Source organism: Aestuariivita boseongensis, assembly GCF_001262635.1.
GTDB classification, from domain to species: Bacteria; Pseudomonadota; Alphaproteobacteria; order Rhodobacterales; family Rhodobacteraceae; genus Aestuariivita; species Aestuariivita boseongensis.
Genome location: NZ_JXYH01000045.1, coordinates 20,151 through 34,121 on the forward strand (window position 1 = coordinate 20,151; position 13,971 = coordinate 34,121).

The following is a 13,971-nucleotide window of genomic DNA, read 5'->3' on the forward strand; positions in this document are numbered from 1 at the left end:
GGGCCAGCCCCCAGACCCCCGTCGTATTGCGGGCAAGAAGAAACGGTGGGTCAGAGCACTTGATCCACCACCCGCTTCAGGCGGGCCACAGTCCCCTCCACATCATAAAGCTTGTCGAGACCGAAAAGACCGATGCGGAAGCTGCGGTAGTCGTCAGGTTCGTCACATTGCAGCGGGACGCCAGCGGCGATCTGCATGCCCTGTTCGCTGAATTTCTTGCCGGTCTGGATGTCCGGATCGGTGGTATAACACACCACCACCCCCGGCGCGCCGAAGCCGTCTGCCGCGACCGAGGTCACGCCTTTTTCCTTCATCATCGCGCGCACCGCGTTGCCCAGCGCCCATTGCGCGTCTTTCAGCTTGTCGAACCCGTATTCGCGCGTTTCCACCATCGTGTCGCGGAAAGCGCGCAGCGCATCCGTGGGCATGGTCGCATGATAGGCATGGCCACCCCCTTCATAGGCCTTCATGATGTCGCGCCATTTCTTCAGGTCGATGGCGAAACTGTCGGATGTGGTTTCCTCAAGCCGCGCCTCGGCCCGTTCTGACAGCATCACAAGGCCGGCACAGGGTTGCGCGCTCCACCCCTTTTGCGGGGCCGAGATCAGCACATCCACGCCGGTGGCCTTCATATCCACCCAGGCACAGCCCGACGCGATGCAATCCAGAACCATCAGCGCGCCCACCTCATGGGCTGCCGCCGCCATGGCGGTGATGTACTCATCCGGCAGGATCACGCCTGCGCTGGTTTCCACATGGGGCGCGAAGACGATATCGGGTTTCTCCTCGCGGATCGTGGCCACGACATCCTCGATCGGGGCGGGTGCGAAGGGGGTTTGCGTCGCATTGCCCGCCCGGCGCGCCTTGAGCACCGTGGTCGAGGCCGTCAGATCGCCGGTTTCGAAAATCTGCGACCAGCGATAGGAAAACCAGCCATTGCGCACCACCAGCACACGGGCATTGCGCGCAAACTGGCGCGCGACAGCCTCCATCCCATAGGTGCCGCCGCCGGGGATCACCGCGACCGCATCGGCGTGATAGACCTCTTTCAGCATGGCCGAGATATCGCGCATCACGTCCTGAAACATCGCCGACATGTGGTTGAGCGACCGGTCGGTGAAGACGACCGAAAACTCCTCCAACCCGTCAGGGTCCACTGTGTCAAGTAATGCTGCCATCTGTGCCTCCATCATGTCTCAGGCACATCTAACGCGGGCCTGAGGGGTGTGCAAAATGACAAATGCTCACAGCCCCTGTGGCCCCCGTACCGCAAACAGCGCGGCACTTGCGGTTATTTCCTTGGCAGCCAGCATGGTTAATGGCAGATTGATGTCAAAATTGGGGCAAAAGACCCCGAACGAGGCAGCGCGCAGTCATGGCGGAAACAACGATCCTGTTGAACGGTTACAGCATCCTTGAAGGTGCCAGTATCTCTGTGTCCAACAATGACGGATATCTGAACGAAGGCTCCGTGTCCGTCACCGGCGGCACGATGATTTTCGAACCCGATGACATCATCGTCATGCAGGTCATCAATGCCGATACCAATGGCGGCGTCAGCTCGGACAGCGAAATCACGCAGATCCTGGTTTATGACAATGCGCAGGATTATCTGAACGACGCGGTCAAATTCACCTATGAGGGCAATAACTCAAACCAGACCGGCACAATCCGGGGCGACACCGCCGGTGTGGGGGATCGCTACCTACGGATCAACGCAAACCGCCTGACCTCGTCCGATCCGGATGCGCCCGATATCAACCAGCTGTTTCTGGCCGCAGGCTATGATCTGACCGATGTGGCCAATGGTGATACGATCACGATCGACCAGTTTCAGGACAGCGATTACAACGCCAACGATACCATCGACGGCGGGTCCCTTGAAGAAGCCGATGGTGTGTTCACCGGTGGTGCCCAGGGCAACAACTCGCTTGTGACGATCTGCTTCGCGCGCGGCACGCTGATCGACACGCCCCACGGGCCGCAATTCATCGAGACGCTGCGTCAGGGCGATCTGGTCAACACGCTGGATGGCGGCGCACAGCCGATCCGCTGGATCGGCTCGCAACGGGTCGAAGGCCGGGGGCCCAACACGCCGGTGCTGGTGCGCGCAGGCGCCCTGGGCAATCTGCGCGATCTTCGCGTGTCACCCAACCACCGCATGATGCTGCGCAGCGCCCAGGCCGAATTGCTGTTCGGCCAAAGCGAAGTTCTGGCATCGGCGAAATACCTCGTGAACGGGGACACGATCCGCGGGGCCCCCTGTGACGAGGTCGATTACTACCACTTCATGATGGAAAGCCATCACATCATCTTTGCCGAGGGCTGCCCGGCAGAGAGCCTCTATCCCGGACCGCAATCCCTGAAATCGGTCAGCGCGAAAAGCCGGGCAGAGATCGTCGTGCTGTTCCCCGGCTTGGCCGAAAATGCCACCGAGGCACCCATGGTCTCACGCTACACCCTGCGCGAACACGAGGCAACGGCCCTGCTCAGCCTCGCAGGCTGATCACGCAAGCCAGACCACAAGCCCGATCAGTGCGACAGCGATCAGCACGCCATGAACTTTTACACCCCAACTTCCCTGCCCCTTCGCCATGGGCTGGCCCTCCTCGATGGGAAAACGCGGCGCGACCGAAGGCGCGTCGGGGGTCTGATCCACCACGTGCAGTTGCGTGGTTGTCGGGCCCACAGCCTTCTGATGGCTGTCTTTTTTGTCAGTGGCTTCTGCGGCGGTGTTGGACCGGGGCATAGTGCGTGTCCTTTCTCTGTTGAGTGAAAGGAAAACGCGGCCGACGCATGATGGTTCCCGGCTCAGCCCAGAGGTCCGGGCCTGCGTTCTTCGCTCAGCAGCACATTGGCCTCAACCTCGCCTGCGCCGGGCAGGGTCATGATGCGGCGGCGCAGGATGCGTTCGAAATCCGGGATGTCGCGCGCCACGACGCGCAGGCGGTAATCGTAAAGACCCAGCACATGTTCTACCGTCTGCACTTCGGGAATGGCCGATACGGCGGTTTCGAAATCCTGCAGGCTGACCCGGCCCTTGGTGGCCAGTTTCACCCCCAGAAACACGGTGACGCCATAACCCAGCTTGTCAGCATCCAGCGCAAGCCGCCGTCCGGCAATCACGCCCGCCTCCTGCAGCCGCTTCACCCGCCGCCAGGCCACCGGCTGCGACACGCCAAATTTACGCGCCAGAGCTTGCGTGCTTTGCCGCGCGTCGCGCGCCAGTTCGGCCAGGATATTGCGGTCCAGACCATCCAGATCGGTCATATCGGCAACGCCTCCTGGCTTTTGATCCGCGCCACATGCATCAGCGCCTCGATCTCGGCGATATGCGGTAGGGTCAGGATCTTGTCGCGATAGATCTGCTGGTAATGCGCCATGTCGCGGGCGATCACCGACAGGCGCACATCCACGCGTCCCAGAAAGGTCTGAATCTCCAACACTTCCGGCACCGCCCGCGCGGCCTCAAGGAATTCGTCAAACGCCCGCGCCTGCGTCTTGTCGAGGGTGAAGCGCAGCGACACCTCCACCGCATAGCCCAGCTTTTGCCAGTCGATGCGCGCCGTGATCCCTTGCAGGATGCCCATCTCCTCCAGCCGCGCAAGGCGGCGCGTGACGCTTTGCGGGCTGATCCGGCAGCGGTCTGCCAGCTCCGACGGGTTCAGCGTCGGATCGGATTGGAGATACCGCAGAATACGCCGATCTTCGTCTTTAAGCATGAAATTTCCATAAAATGATTATTCAGAGAATAATATACTATGAACTTCTGCCAAATTCATAGGTGCAATATGTATACCCACCACCCGGATCCGCCTAAAACCCGACACAGACCAAAACCCGGAAGGAGAGGACAAATGCGCGTCTATTACGATCGCGATTGCGACATCAACCTGATCAAGGACAAGAAAGTGGCCATCCTGGGCTATGGCTCGCAAGGCCACGCCCATGCACTGAACCTGCGCGACAGCGGCGCAAAGAACCTTGTCGTGGCACTCCGCGAAGGCTCGGCCTCGGCCAAGAAAGCCGAAGGCGAAGGGCTGAAGGTCATGGGCATCGCCGAAGCCGCTGCCTGGTGCGACCTGATCATGTTCACCATGCCCGATGAACTGCAGGCCGAAACCTACAAGAAATACGTCCATGACAACCTGCGCGAAGGCGCGGCGATCGCCTTTGCCCACGGCCTGAACGTGCATTTCGGCCTGATCGAGCCCAAGCCCGGCGTTGACGTGATCATGATGGCCCCCAAAGGCCCCGGCCACACCGTGCGCGGCGAATACACCAAAGGCGGCGGCGTGCCCTGCCTGGTGGCTGTGCATCAGGATGCCTCCGGCAAGGCGCTGGAACTGGGCCTGAGCTATTGCTCCGCCATCGGTGGCGGCCGCTCGGGCATCATCGAGACGAACTTCAAGGAAGAATGCGAAACCGACCTCTTCGGCGAACAGGCCGTTCTGTGTGGCGGTCTGGTTGAGCTGATCCGCATGGGCTTTGAAACCCTGGTCGAAGCGGGCTACGCGCCCGAGATGGCCTATTTCGAATGCCTGCACGAAGTGAAGCTGATCGTCGACCTGATCTATGAAGGCGGCATCGCCAACATGAACTACTCGATCTCGAACACGGCGGAATACGGCGAATATGTCTCCGGCCCCCGCGTGCTGCCTTATGACGAGACCAAGGCACGCATGAAAGCGATCCTAACCGACATCCAGACCGGCAAATTCGTGCGGGATTTCATGCAGGAAAACGCCGTGGGCCAACCCTTCTTCAAAGGCACGCGCCGCATGAACGACGCACACCAGATCGAAGAAGTGGGCGAGAAACTGCGCGGCATGATGCCGTGGATTTCCGCCGGCAAGATGGTCGACAAGGCCAAGAACTGATCCCGGGCGGGGGCGGGTTCTCCATAATTCGCCCCTTCGTCACACCCGGTCGTTCAGACAGGGAAATGGCCGTCAAAGGCGACCCGGCCCTTTTGCGACACCCGGATGGCGCGCGAGCCTTCATCCCGCGCCATCCAGCCCAGCGTCTCGAACCGTGCCAGCAAGGCGCGGCCAAGCGATCCCGCCAGATGGCTGCGCCGCTCGCTCCAATCCAGGCAAGACCGGCACAGCACCGCGCGGCCCGCTTCAAGCGCTGCAAGATCGACGCCAATATCGGCCATGAAATCAGATCCTTGCGGGGTAAGCTTCAGGTCTTCCCCCCGCTCTAATAAGTAATCGCGTTGGACCAGGCTTTGAAACATCTGCACGCCCATTCGACCCGCCAGATGGTTGTAGCAGACCCGCGCCTCGCGCATCGCGGCGTCCTTGGGTCCCGGACGCACCGGCTTGATCCCGCGCCCGGCCGCCAACCCCATCAGCGCCTCAAGTGCCGCCGCCACATCCGCATCCGCCAGCTGGAAATACCGATGCCGCCCCTGCTTGCGCCGCTGCAGCAGATCCGCCTCCGTCAGCTTGGCCAGATGTCCGCTTGCCGTGGGCAGGGTAATCCCCGCCACCTCGGCCAACTCACTCGCCGTCAGCGCCTGACCATCCATCAGCGCAGTCAGGATCTGCGCCCGCGCCGGATCGCCGATCAGCGCCGCAAGGCGCGCGATATCTGGTCCTTCTCGCATAGTTTGATCCTGACCGAAGCATTCACACAAAACAAGATGCTATCCCCGTCAGCACAATCACAGAAGGACCTGACCATGCTGACCTGCATCATCCGCTATCACATCGACCCGACGAAACGCGATACCTTCGCGCAATATGCACGCAACTGGGGCGAAGCCATCCCGCGCTGCGGCGCGGATCTGGTAGGATATTTCGCCCCGCATGAGGGCTCTTCCACCCTTGCCTATGGCATCTACCACATTGACAGCCTTGCCGCATACGAAGCCTATCGCGCACGGCTTGCGGCTGACCCGTTGGGGCGCGAAAACTACGCCTTCGCGCAGTCCGAGAAATTCATCCACCGCGAGGATCGCACATGGCTGACATGCGCCTCGCATAACCTGAAGGAACGCCCATGATCGCTGTTATCTTCGAGGTGTGGCCCAAAGACGGCCACCGCGAACCCTATCTGCGCCGCGCCGCATCGCTGAAACACCACCTCAGCGATATCCCCGGCTTTATCTCGGTCGAGCGGTTCGAAAGCCTGATGGAACCCGGCAAGCTTCTGTCCCTGTCCTTCTGGGAAAGCGAAGAGGCGCTGGAGCACTGGCGCAAACTGCCCGAACACCGCGACGCGCAAAGCGCGGGCCGCGACATCCATTTCGCCGATTACCGCCTGCGTGTGGCGGGTGTGATCCGCGACTACGGCATGACAGAACGCGATCAGGCCCCGGCAGACAGCCGCGCCTTGCATGACTGACGCGCCCCAGATCACCTGGCGCAGCTGGCTGATGGTCGCCACCCTGGGCTTTACCTGGGGCGGCACCTTTCTGGTCACGGAACTGGCGCTCAACCACTGGCCGCCCTTCTGGCTGGCCTCTGGCCGTGTGCTTTTCGGCGCGCTCACCATGCTGATCATCTGGCGCGCCATGGGCCTGCGGCTTTTTGCCGAACGCCCCGATATGACCACCCGCGTGACGCTGCTTGCCGTCGGGGCCTTTTCAACCGCGATCCCCTTCATGCTGCTGGCCTGGGGGCAGCAACATGTAACCGCTGGTTTTGCCGGGGTCTCCATGGCCTCGGTCGGGCTGATCGTGCTGCCGCTCGCGCATTTCTTCGTGCCCGGCGAACGCATGACGCTGCGCCGCGTTCTGGGCTTTGTCATCGGGTTTGTCGGGGTCTGCGTGCTGATCGGCGGGCAGGCCTTTGACACCACCGGATCCGATCTGGAATGGGCCGGGCGCATGGCCTGCGTGGGCGCGGCCTGCTGTTATGGCATCTCGTCGGTGCTGATGCGCCGCCTGCCAGCGGTGGACCCGGTGGGCCTGTCGACGGTTCTTCTGGTGATCGCGGCGGCCATCGTGGTGCCGCTTGCGATGATCCGCGAAGGCGTCCCCGCCCTGCCCGGCCCCGAAGGCTGGATCATCATCGCGATCCTGGGCCTGATCCCCACGGCTGCGGCAAACCTGTTGCGGGTCATGGTGATCCGCAGCGCGGGGCCGGTTTTCATGTCACTGACCAACTACCAGGTGCCGCTCTGGTCGGTGCTCTTGGGCGCCTATTTCCTGGCCGAGCCGCTGCCGTCCTCGCTTTTGCTGGCGATGGTGCTGATCTTGTCTGGCGTGGCCATCAGCCAACTGGGCGCGCTGAAACGGCTGTTTGCGCGGGCGTAAACGGGGTGGCAGGACAAGTTCCCGCCCTACGCACTTACCGCCTCGCTCACGGCGTCCACGATACTGTCAACGGCCGCTTCCAGCACCACAGGGTCTTCGCATTCCGCCATCACGCGGATCAGCGGTTCGGTCCCCGATTTGCGGACCAACAGCCGCCCCTGCCCGTTCAGCTGCGCCTCTGCCTCGGAAATCGCGGTTTTCACCGAAGCCATCTCCAGTGGCGTCTGCCCGGCAGAATAGCGCACATTCTTCAAAAGCTGCGGCACCGGCGTGAACTGATGGGCCAAAGCGCTGGCGGGTTCACCTGACCGGACCATCTCCGACAGGAAATGCAGCCCCGCCATCAGCCCGTCGCCCGTGGTGGCGAAATCCGACATCACGATATGGCCCGACTGTTCCCCGCCCAGGTTAAAGCCGCCCTCGCGCATCCGCTCGACCACATACCGGTCGCCCACGGAGGTGCGCTCCAGCCGCAGGCCCTTGTCTTCCAAAAAGCGCTCAAGACCCAGATTCGACATCACCGTGGCCACCAGCGCGCCGCCGGCAAGCCGGTCCTCTTCCGCCCAGCGCGCGGCCATCAGCGCCATGATCTGATCGCCGTCGGCCACCCGGCCTTCCTGATCGATCAGGACGACACGGTCGGCATCGCCATCCAGGCAAATCCCCACATCCGCGCCATGGGCAACCACCGCATCCGCCGCCACCTGCGGCTGGGTCGATCCGCAGCCGCGATTGATGTTGTACCCATCCGGCGCCACCCCCACCGGGATAACATCGGCCCCCAGCTCCCACAGGATATCGGGCGCTGCGCGATAGGCCGCGCCATTGGCGCAGTCGATCACCACTTTCAGCCCATCCAGCCGGATGCCCCTGGGCAGAGAGGCCTTCAACCGCTCCCCATAGCGGAAGCGCGCGTCATCAATCCGCTTGGCGCGCCCGATCTCGCGGGCCGGAGCCGGGTCCACCCCCGCCTCGATCAGCGCTTCGATCTCCAGCTCGGCCTCATCGCTCAGCTTGAAGCCGTCGGGGCCGAAGAACTTGATCCCATTGTCTTCCGCAGGGTTGTGACTGGCCGAGATCATCACCCCCAGATCGGCCCGCATCGACCGGGTCATCAGACCCACCGCCGGCGTGGGCACCGGCCCCAGCAGCAGCACATTCATCCCCGTGGAGGTCAGACCGGCGGTCAACGCATTTTCGAACATATAGCCCGACAGCCGCGTATCCTTGCCAATCACCACACGGTGCACACCGCCCGCCTCGCGCCGGAAGAACCGGCCCACGGCCGCGCCGATCCGCAGCGCCATATCCGCCGTCATCGGATAGACATTCGCGGCCCCGCGTACCCCATCGGTTCCAAAAAGCTTACGCATTGCTCAACTCTGCCTGTTTGACCCGTTGCCACCACGCGCAGCCTGCCACAGGCGGATCGCCTGCACGGTCTCGGCCACATCGTGCACCCTGAGGATTTGCACGCCTTGGGCCAAGGCCGCAAGCCCCACGGCGATGGAGCCGGGTGCCCGATCGGCGGCATCCGGCGCATTACCGATCACGCCGATGAAACGTTTGCGCGACACGCCCAGCAAAACAGGGCAGCCAAGCCCATGAAACACCGCGATATTGCGCAGCAATGTCAGATTGTGCTCCAGCGTCTTGCCAAAGCCGATACCGGGGTCGACGATGATCTGGTCGCGGGCAATGCCCTGCGCCTCCAGCGCGTCCACACGCGCCTCCAGCCACTCATACACATCCAGCACCACATCGTCATAGTGCGGATTGTCCTGCATGGTCTGCGGATCGCCTTGCGCATGCATCACGCAGACAGGCGCGCCACGCGCGGCACATAGCGGGGCCAGCGCCGGATCGAAGGTAAAGCCCGCCACATCATTGACGATGGCGGCGCCTGCGTCCAATGCAGCTTCCGCCACGGGTGCTTTGCGCGTATCGACGGATATCGGCACGCCCAGGTCCGCCGAAGTCGCTGCGATCACGGGAGCGGTGCGGCGGATCTCTTCGTCAACGGGAATCTCCTGTGCACCGGGCCGCGTGCTTTCGCCACCCACATCCAGCAGATCCGCCCCTGCCGCCACCATCGCCCGGGCCGCCGCCAGCGCGTCTTCCGCCGCGAAATGCTGGCCGCCATCGGAAAAGCTGTCCGGCGTGACGTTGAGAATACCCATCACGCAAGGCGTGGAAAACTCAAGCCCCGCAATCGGCGCGCGGTTATGGGCCAGCCGCACCAGCGCCTGTGCCGGGATCGCGCCCACGGGCACCACGCGCGGCCGTGCATCGCGCTGCAAAAGCTCGGCATGGGTAAACCAATAGGGCCCGCCCGCAAGGGCGACGCTGTGCACCGGCCGCGCCGGGCCATATTGCAGAAGCGGGCGAAAAATCACAGCTGCGCCTGATCCACGTCAACCGCGCGCAAAGGCGCTTTCGCATCCGAGGGCAGCGCCGCTCCGATCACCATCATCTCGCCGGCTGAAAAAGTCGCTGCAAACCATGCCGCCAAAGCCACCGCATCGCTGGGATGCGCCGATGGCCCGTCCACAGCATCCAGCACAATCTTCGACGGCGCCCAGACGCTGATCTGGCCGTTCTTCATCGCCCAGTCCAGTTCCGTCCGGGTGGACACCACCACGCAGCGCGGGTCGCGTGCGGCCAGCATCCAGGCATTCTGTTCAATCGCCAGCAGGTCAATCCGGCGCTGGGTCATCTTGTGGCCGGTCTGCGGCGCGGGCAGATCCGGCGCGCCAACGCACAGGATCAAAGGCCGCTCGCGCCCCTCCAGCTGGTCGATCCAGCCCGACAGATGGGGCGAGGCAATCGCGTCATTCGACAGGTAAACCAGCCGCGGATGCGGGCGCTCGTCGATCAGCTGATCGGCCTGCATCTGCGCGCGGCTCCGCACGATCTCGACCCCCAAAGCACCGGGGCCGCGATCCAGTTTCTCGATCCGCACGAAGGCGCGCACCGCCTGCGGTTCCAGCAGGATGCGTTCGGCAATGCGCTGCGCCAGCGTCTCCAGCAGGTTCAGCCGCTCTTCCGACAGCTCATGGGCAATCGCCTCGGTCACCCGGTCGTATGACAGGATGCGATCCACATCATCGTCAATCGGGGCGTCTACGGGCTCCACCTCGACCACCACATTGAAACAGATGCGTTGCGTGGTGCCGCGTTCGGCCTGAAACGCACCGATTTCGACCTCGACAATGTGGTCGCGCAGGGAAATCCGGTCCAGCGGGCCGCGCGGGGCCGTGGCCGCCGCCCGTTCCGAAGGATGCGCAAAAGCAAGGCGTATTTCAGAGCTCATATCAGGCACCTGTCAGTCAAAGTCTCGCACGCACCCTAGGCGCGTGCGGCAGCAATAACAGGTCCCGATGCGCCACGACAGGCGCCTCTTGCGTCACCAGGGCCCGAATTACAGCGGGCCGCCGGTGACGGCCGGCTCAGTTCTTGGCCGCGGTGCGGAAATTGTGGCGGTAAAACAGGTGCACACCGATCTTCGCCGTGCGCGTATAGGTACGCGACCAGGCAGGCGAGACAGCCGTGGTATGATAATGGGTCGCCCCATTGGTCAGGTTGTTATTGGCCCCGTCCAGAATGGCCCGCGCCACCTTGCCCACGCGTTCAAACGCGCTCGGCTCTTTGATCACGTCCTTGTAGCCGTCGCAGGTATAAGTGAACTGGCACTGGTACTTGCGCCCCGTGCCCTGATTGATCACCCCGCAGATCGACGACGGGAACCGCGCGCTTTGCACCCGGTTCAGGATCACTTCGGCCACGGCGAACTGGCCTTTGACGGTTTCGCCCCGGGCCTCGAAATACAGCGCTTCGGCCAGGCAGCGCCATTCGTCGCCGCCTTTGGCGCGCGGCTGCGCATCAATCCAGGCCCGCGAATACGAGAAGGACGGCGCATGGCTTGCCGGTTCGGAAATCAGCGCCTTCAGACGGGCGCGCGGGATCAGCGACAGCGACGCGCGTTCCCGTTCGATCACATCGCGCAGCGCCTCTTCGGACGCATGCACGGGTTGCGGCATGACCCAAAGGGCCATGACCAGGCAGCATAGAATTCTTAACATCAGGTTACCTCACGGACGATACGTGCCGGACCTCCCCCAGCCGGAAATTCCGGGTGCGTGTATCGCAACACGCCCCAAACGTCCAGTTTAGCGCCATATTTCCGACACTTAGCCGCAGATTTTCGCCTAACTTCGTGGTTAGTCTCTTGATGAGACTACAAGATATCGCGGAAACTCAGCCGCGCACCGCGCCGATTTTGTGGGCAATCGCCAGTTGCGCGGCAGACAGTCGCGCAACCGGAACCCGGAACGGAGAGCAGGACACATAGTCGAATCCAGCCTCCCGACAGAAGGCAATCGAATCAGGGTTGCCCCCATGTTCACCGCAGATCGACAGGATCACATCGGGCTTGGCCGCGCGTCCCCGCTCGACCCCCAGTTTCAGCAATTCACCCACCCCGTCGATGTCCAGGGTGTGGAACGGATCTTCCTTGAAGACGCCTTTTTGCACATAGGCCGACATGAAGCGCCCCGCGTCATCGCGGCTCAGCCCATAGGTCATTTGCGTCAGGTCGTTTGTCCCGAAACTCAGGAAAGCGACCTGGCTTGCGATCTCGTCGGCGCGCAGGGCGGCGCGCGGCGTCTCCACCATCACGCCCAACCGGTAATCGAACCCCCGGCCCTTTTCGGTGCGCACCGCAGAGGCCACCGCATCGATGCGCGCCTTGACCAGTTCCACCTCCCGTTTGGCCGAAACCAGCGGGATCATGATCTCAGGCACCACCGGATCGCCTTCGCGGCTGGCCTCCAGCGTGGCCTCGAAGATCGCGCGGGCCTGCATGTCATAGATTTCAGGCACCGTCACACCCAGCCGGACACCGCGCAGGCCCAGCATGGGGTTATATTCCGCCATCTCCTCCACCCGGCGCGTCACATCCGACACCGGCATGTTCAGCGCTTCGGCCAGTTCGCGCTGGCCCTGGCGCGAGGTGGGCAGGAATTCATGCAAGGGCGGGTCAAACAGGCGGATGCAAACGGGCTGGCCTTCCATGATCCGGAACAGCTGCACGAAATCCTCGCGCTGCATGGGCAAAAGCCGCTCCAGCACCGCCGCACGGCCTTTCGGCGTTTCGGCAAAGATCATCTCGCGCATGACGGTCAGGCGACCGGGTTCAAAGAACATATGTTCCGTCCGGCACAGCCCGATGCCCTGCGCGTTGAAATTCCGCGCGGTCTGCGCATCGTCCGGCGTGTCGGCATTGGCGCGAATGCCAATGTCGCGCGCCGCGTCCGCCCAGGCCATCAGCGTCTGGAAAGAATCATCCTGCGCCGCCTCCAGCATCGCAGGCTCCCCCGCCAGAACCTGACCCGAGGTGCCATCCACCGTCACCAGATCGCCCGCCGACAGGATACGCCCGTCTTCGGCGATGATCTGCTGGCGGCGCAGACGAAACCGCATGCCGGACGCGCCCACGATACAGGGCAGGCCCAGGCCGCGCCCGATCACCGCCGCATGGCTTGTCATGCCGCCCCGTTCGGTCAGAACGGCCACGGCGGCGTGCATGCCGCGAATATCCTCGGGCGAGGTTTCGCGCCGCACCAGCACACAGGCCTCCCCGCGCGCGGCACTGGCCTGCGCCTCGGTCGAGGTGAAGACGATCCGCCCCGTCGCAGCCCCGGGGCTTGCGGCGATCCCCGTGCCCAGCACATCGCGCCTGGCCGCCGGATCCACCTGCCGGTGCAACAATTCGTTCAGCATATTGGGTTCGACCCGCATCACCGCCTCTTCCTGGGTGATGATGCCATCTTCGGCCAGCCTGACGGCAATCCGCACCGTGGCCCGGGCCGAACGCGGCACGCGCACCCCGTCCAGGATGTGCAAAGCCCCGTTCTGGACGACAAATTCCACCTGCATTTCCTCGCGCAGGCGGGTCCGCATGAGCGCGGCGTGCTCTTTCAGCTGCGCAAAGGCATCCGGCGCCAGTTCTTCCATCGACGGGCCGCGCGCGTCTTTTTCCAGGTAGATCGCCTCGGCCCCCGCGCCCAAGGCATCGCGGCCCTGGCTTTGGCTCAGATAGCGCCCGGTGATCTGCGGCAGGCCGGTGGTCGGGTTCACCAGCTGCAGCACGCCCGATCCGCATTCACCCTTGCCGCGCCCGGGCACCATTTCCTGCACCACAAGTCCCAGCCCCGCATCGGGCGGCGCGCCCTTGGCCTGGCGCAACAGCCGCGCGGTGGTGCCTTCCCAGGCCCGCGCCATCGACCGCAACACACCGCCCAGCTGTTCGGCGGGATCCTGCGGGAAGGGTTCTTCGGCTTCTTCCTCGTAAAGCTCCAGCGCTTTGCGCAGAGCACCGGGATCGTTTTCATCAATCTTTTCAAACAGATCCGGGTCCAGCCGCGCCACGTGCAGCGCATAAGCCTGCAAGAACCGCAGGTACAGCGCAGCGGCGGGCGCTTCGCCCAACGTCTCGCTCAGCTCAGCGAAGCGGGCGTCATTCATGCCCACATTGAGGATCGCGCCGGGCCCACCCCAATCCGGATCTTCCGACGAAGGCCGCACGCAAAGCAGCACGTTGTCGCGGAAACATTCCAGAATGCTGGGGATGTCGGGCAGTTCGCCCTCGGCGATCTTGTGCACCGCCGAAAAGGACAAGGCCACCGTGGGCGGCACCGGCAGGT

General features: G+C 63.3%; 15 protein-coding genes. 5 read left to right on the forward strand and 10 right to left on the reverse strand.

Annotated elements, in window-relative coordinates:
- Nucleotides 1-50: 50 nt before the first annotated feature.
- Entirely contained in the window at nucleotides 51-1,178 is a 1,128-nt protein-coding gene (locus TR61_RS15300; RefSeq protein WP_050931409.1) for an aminotransferase class V-fold PLP-dependent enzyme, read from the reverse strand.
- Nucleotides 1,179-1,375: 197 nt separating this feature from the next.
- On the opposite strand from TR61_RS15300, the gene TR61_RS15305 reads away from it, so the two are divergent.
- Nucleotides 1,376-2,506 carry a Hint domain-containing protein gene (locus TR61_RS15305; RefSeq protein WP_050931395.1) on the forward strand — a complete coding sequence of 377 codons (1,131 nt, stop codon included), beginning with the start codon at nucleotides 1,376-1,378 and terminating at the stop codon, nucleotides 2,504-2,506.
- Here the strand turns inward: TR61_RS15305 and TR61_RS15310 are convergent, their stop codons facing one another.
- The 3 genes from TR61_RS15310 to TR61_RS15320 form a co-directional block, all read right to left on the reverse strand.
- Nucleotides 2,507-2,749: a hypothetical protein gene (locus tag TR61_RS15310; protein WP_050931396.1), complete on the reverse strand. Its 243-nt coding sequence runs from the start codon at nucleotides 2,747-2,749 to the stop codon at nucleotides 2,507-2,509.
- A gap of 62 nt (nucleotides 2,750-2,811) precedes the next feature.
- Nucleotides 2,812-3,270, reverse strand: a complete 459-nt coding sequence (locus tag TR61_RS15315) for an Lrp/AsnC family transcriptional regulator (protein WP_050931397.1) — start codon at nucleotides 3,268-3,270, stop codon at nucleotides 2,812-2,814.
- Nucleotides 3,267-3,722 carry an Lrp/AsnC family transcriptional regulator gene (locus tag TR61_RS15320; RefSeq protein WP_050931398.1) on the reverse strand — a complete coding sequence of 152 codons (456 nt, stop codon included), beginning with the start codon at nucleotides 3,720-3,722 and terminating at the stop codon, nucleotides 3,267-3,269. The genes TR61_RS15315 and TR61_RS15320 overlap by 4 nt, the downstream gene beginning before the upstream one ends.
- Before the next feature lie 135 nt (nucleotides 3,723-3,857).
- Here TR61_RS15320 and ilvC point away from each other — a divergent pair, with 135 nt between their 5' ends.
- Nucleotides 3,858-4,880, forward strand: a complete 1,023-nt coding sequence (gene ilvC / locus TR61_RS15325; protein WP_050931399.1) for a ketol-acid reductoisomerase — start codon at nucleotides 3,858-3,860, stop codon at nucleotides 4,878-4,880.
- A 53-nt stretch (nucleotides 4,881-4,933) separates the two neighbouring features.
- On the opposite strand, the gene TR61_RS15330 is transcribed toward ilvC, so the two are convergent.
- Entirely contained in the window at nucleotides 4,934-5,614 is a 681-nt protein-coding gene (locus TR61_RS15330; protein ID WP_050931400.1) for an ArsR/SmtB family transcription factor, read from the reverse strand.
- A 75-nt stretch (nucleotides 5,615-5,689) separates the two neighbouring features.
- Between TR61_RS15330 and TR61_RS15335 the strand changes: the two genes are divergently transcribed.
- The 3 genes from TR61_RS15335 to TR61_RS15345 are packed head-to-tail and all read left to right on the forward strand — an operon-like array spanning nucleotide 5,690 to nucleotide 7,267.
- Entirely contained in the window at nucleotides 5,690-6,013 is a 324-nt protein-coding gene (locus tag TR61_RS15335) for an NIPSNAP family protein (protein WP_050931410.1), read from the forward strand.
- Nucleotides 6,010-6,354, forward strand: a complete 345-nt coding sequence (locus tag TR61_RS15340) for an antibiotic biosynthesis monooxygenase family protein (RefSeq protein ID WP_050931401.1) — start codon at nucleotides 6,010-6,012, stop codon at nucleotides 6,352-6,354. Before TR61_RS15335 ends, TR61_RS15340 begins: the two co-directional genes overlap by 4 nt.
- Nucleotides 6,347-7,267: a DMT family transporter gene (locus TR61_RS15345; RefSeq protein WP_050931402.1), complete on the forward strand. Its 921-nt coding sequence runs from the start codon at nucleotides 6,347-6,349 to the stop codon at nucleotides 7,265-7,267. Before TR61_RS15340 ends, TR61_RS15345 begins: the two co-directional genes overlap by 8 nt.
- Nucleotides 7,268-7,293: 26 nt before the next feature.
- Here the strand turns inward: TR61_RS15345 and glmM are convergent, their stop codons facing one another.
- The 5 genes from glmM to ppdK all read right to left on the reverse strand — a co-directional run.
- A complete protein-coding gene (glmM, locus tag TR61_RS15350) occupies nucleotides 7,294-8,640 on the reverse strand; it encodes a phosphoglucosamine mutase (RefSeq protein WP_050931403.1) in 1,347 nt (448 codons plus the stop codon).
- 3 nt (nucleotides 8,641-8,643) lie between these two features.
- Nucleotides 8,644-9,663 carry a dihydropteroate synthase gene (gene folP, locus TR61_RS15355; protein WP_050931404.1) on the reverse strand — a complete coding sequence of 340 codons (1,020 nt, stop codon included), beginning with the start codon at nucleotides 9,661-9,663 and terminating at the stop codon, nucleotides 8,644-8,646.
- Nucleotides 9,660-10,580: a dihydroneopterin aldolase gene (locus TR61_RS15360; RefSeq protein WP_050931405.1), complete on the reverse strand. Its 921-nt coding sequence runs from the start codon at nucleotides 10,578-10,580 to the stop codon at nucleotides 9,660-9,662. Before TR61_RS15360 ends, folP begins: the two co-directional genes overlap by 4 nt.
- A 136-nt stretch (nucleotides 10,581-10,716) precedes the next feature.
- Complete coding sequence (locus TR61_RS15365; protein WP_157440938.1) at nucleotides 10,717-11,322, reverse strand: cell wall hydrolase; 606 nt, start codon at nucleotides 11,320-11,322, stop codon at nucleotides 10,717-10,719.
- Between the two features lie 202 nt (nucleotides 11,323-11,524).
- Nucleotides 11,525-13,971 (reverse strand): pyruvate, phosphate dikinase (gene ppdK / locus TR61_RS15370; protein WP_050931411.1); only part of this gene is annotated, 2,447 nt, incomplete at its 5' end.

What these genes read in the sequence shown, in the direction of transcription:
- TR61_RS15300 (WP_050931409.1), bottom strand. Translation starts at nt 1,178, where the DNA reads ATGGCAGCATTACTTGACACAGTGGACCCTGACGGGTTGGAGGAGTTT.
- TR61_RS15305 (WP_050931395.1), top strand. Translation starts at nt 1,376, where the DNA reads ATGGCGGAAACAACGATCCTGTTGAACGGTTACAGCATCCTTGAAGGT.
- TR61_RS15310 (WP_050931396.1), bottom strand. Translation starts at nt 2,749, where the DNA reads ATGCCCCGGTCCAACACCGCCGCAGAAGCCACTGACAAAAAAGACAGC.
- TR61_RS15315 (WP_050931397.1), bottom strand. Translation starts at nt 3,270, where the DNA reads ATGACCGATCTGGATGGTCTGGACCGCAATATCCTGGCCGAACTGGCG.
- TR61_RS15320 (WP_050931398.1), bottom strand. Translation starts at nt 3,722, where the DNA reads ATGCTTAAAGACGAAGATCGGCGTATTCTGCGGTATCTCCAATCCGAT.
- ilvC (WP_050931399.1), top strand. Translation starts at nt 3,858, where the DNA reads ATGCGCGTCTATTACGATCGCGATTGCGACATCAACCTGATCAAGGAC.
- TR61_RS15330 (WP_050931400.1), bottom strand. Translation starts at nt 5,614, where the DNA reads ATGCGAGAAGGACCAGATATCGCGCGCCTTGCGGCGCTGATCGGCGAT.
- TR61_RS15335 (WP_050931410.1), top strand. Translation starts at nt 5,690, where the DNA reads ATGCTGACCTGCATCATCCGCTATCACATCGACCCGACGAAACGCGAT.
- TR61_RS15340 (WP_050931401.1), top strand. Translation starts at nt 6,010, where the DNA reads ATGATCGCTGTTATCTTCGAGGTGTGGCCCAAAGACGGCCACCGCGAA.
- TR61_RS15345 (WP_050931402.1), top strand. Translation starts at nt 6,347, where the DNA reads ATGACTGACGCGCCCCAGATCACCTGGCGCAGCTGGCTGATGGTCGCC.
- glmM (WP_050931403.1), bottom strand. Translation starts at nt 8,640, where the DNA reads ATGCGTAAGCTTTTTGGAACCGATGGGGTACGCGGGGCCGCGAATGTC.
- TR61_RS15360 (WP_050931405.1), bottom strand. Translation starts at nt 10,580, where the DNA reads ATGAGCTCTGAAATACGCCTTGCTTTTGCGCATCCTTCGGAACGGGCG.
- TR61_RS15365 (WP_157440938.1), bottom strand. Translation starts at nt 11,322, where the DNA reads ATGGCCCTTTGGGTCATGCCGCAACCCGTGCATGCGTCCGAAGAGGCG.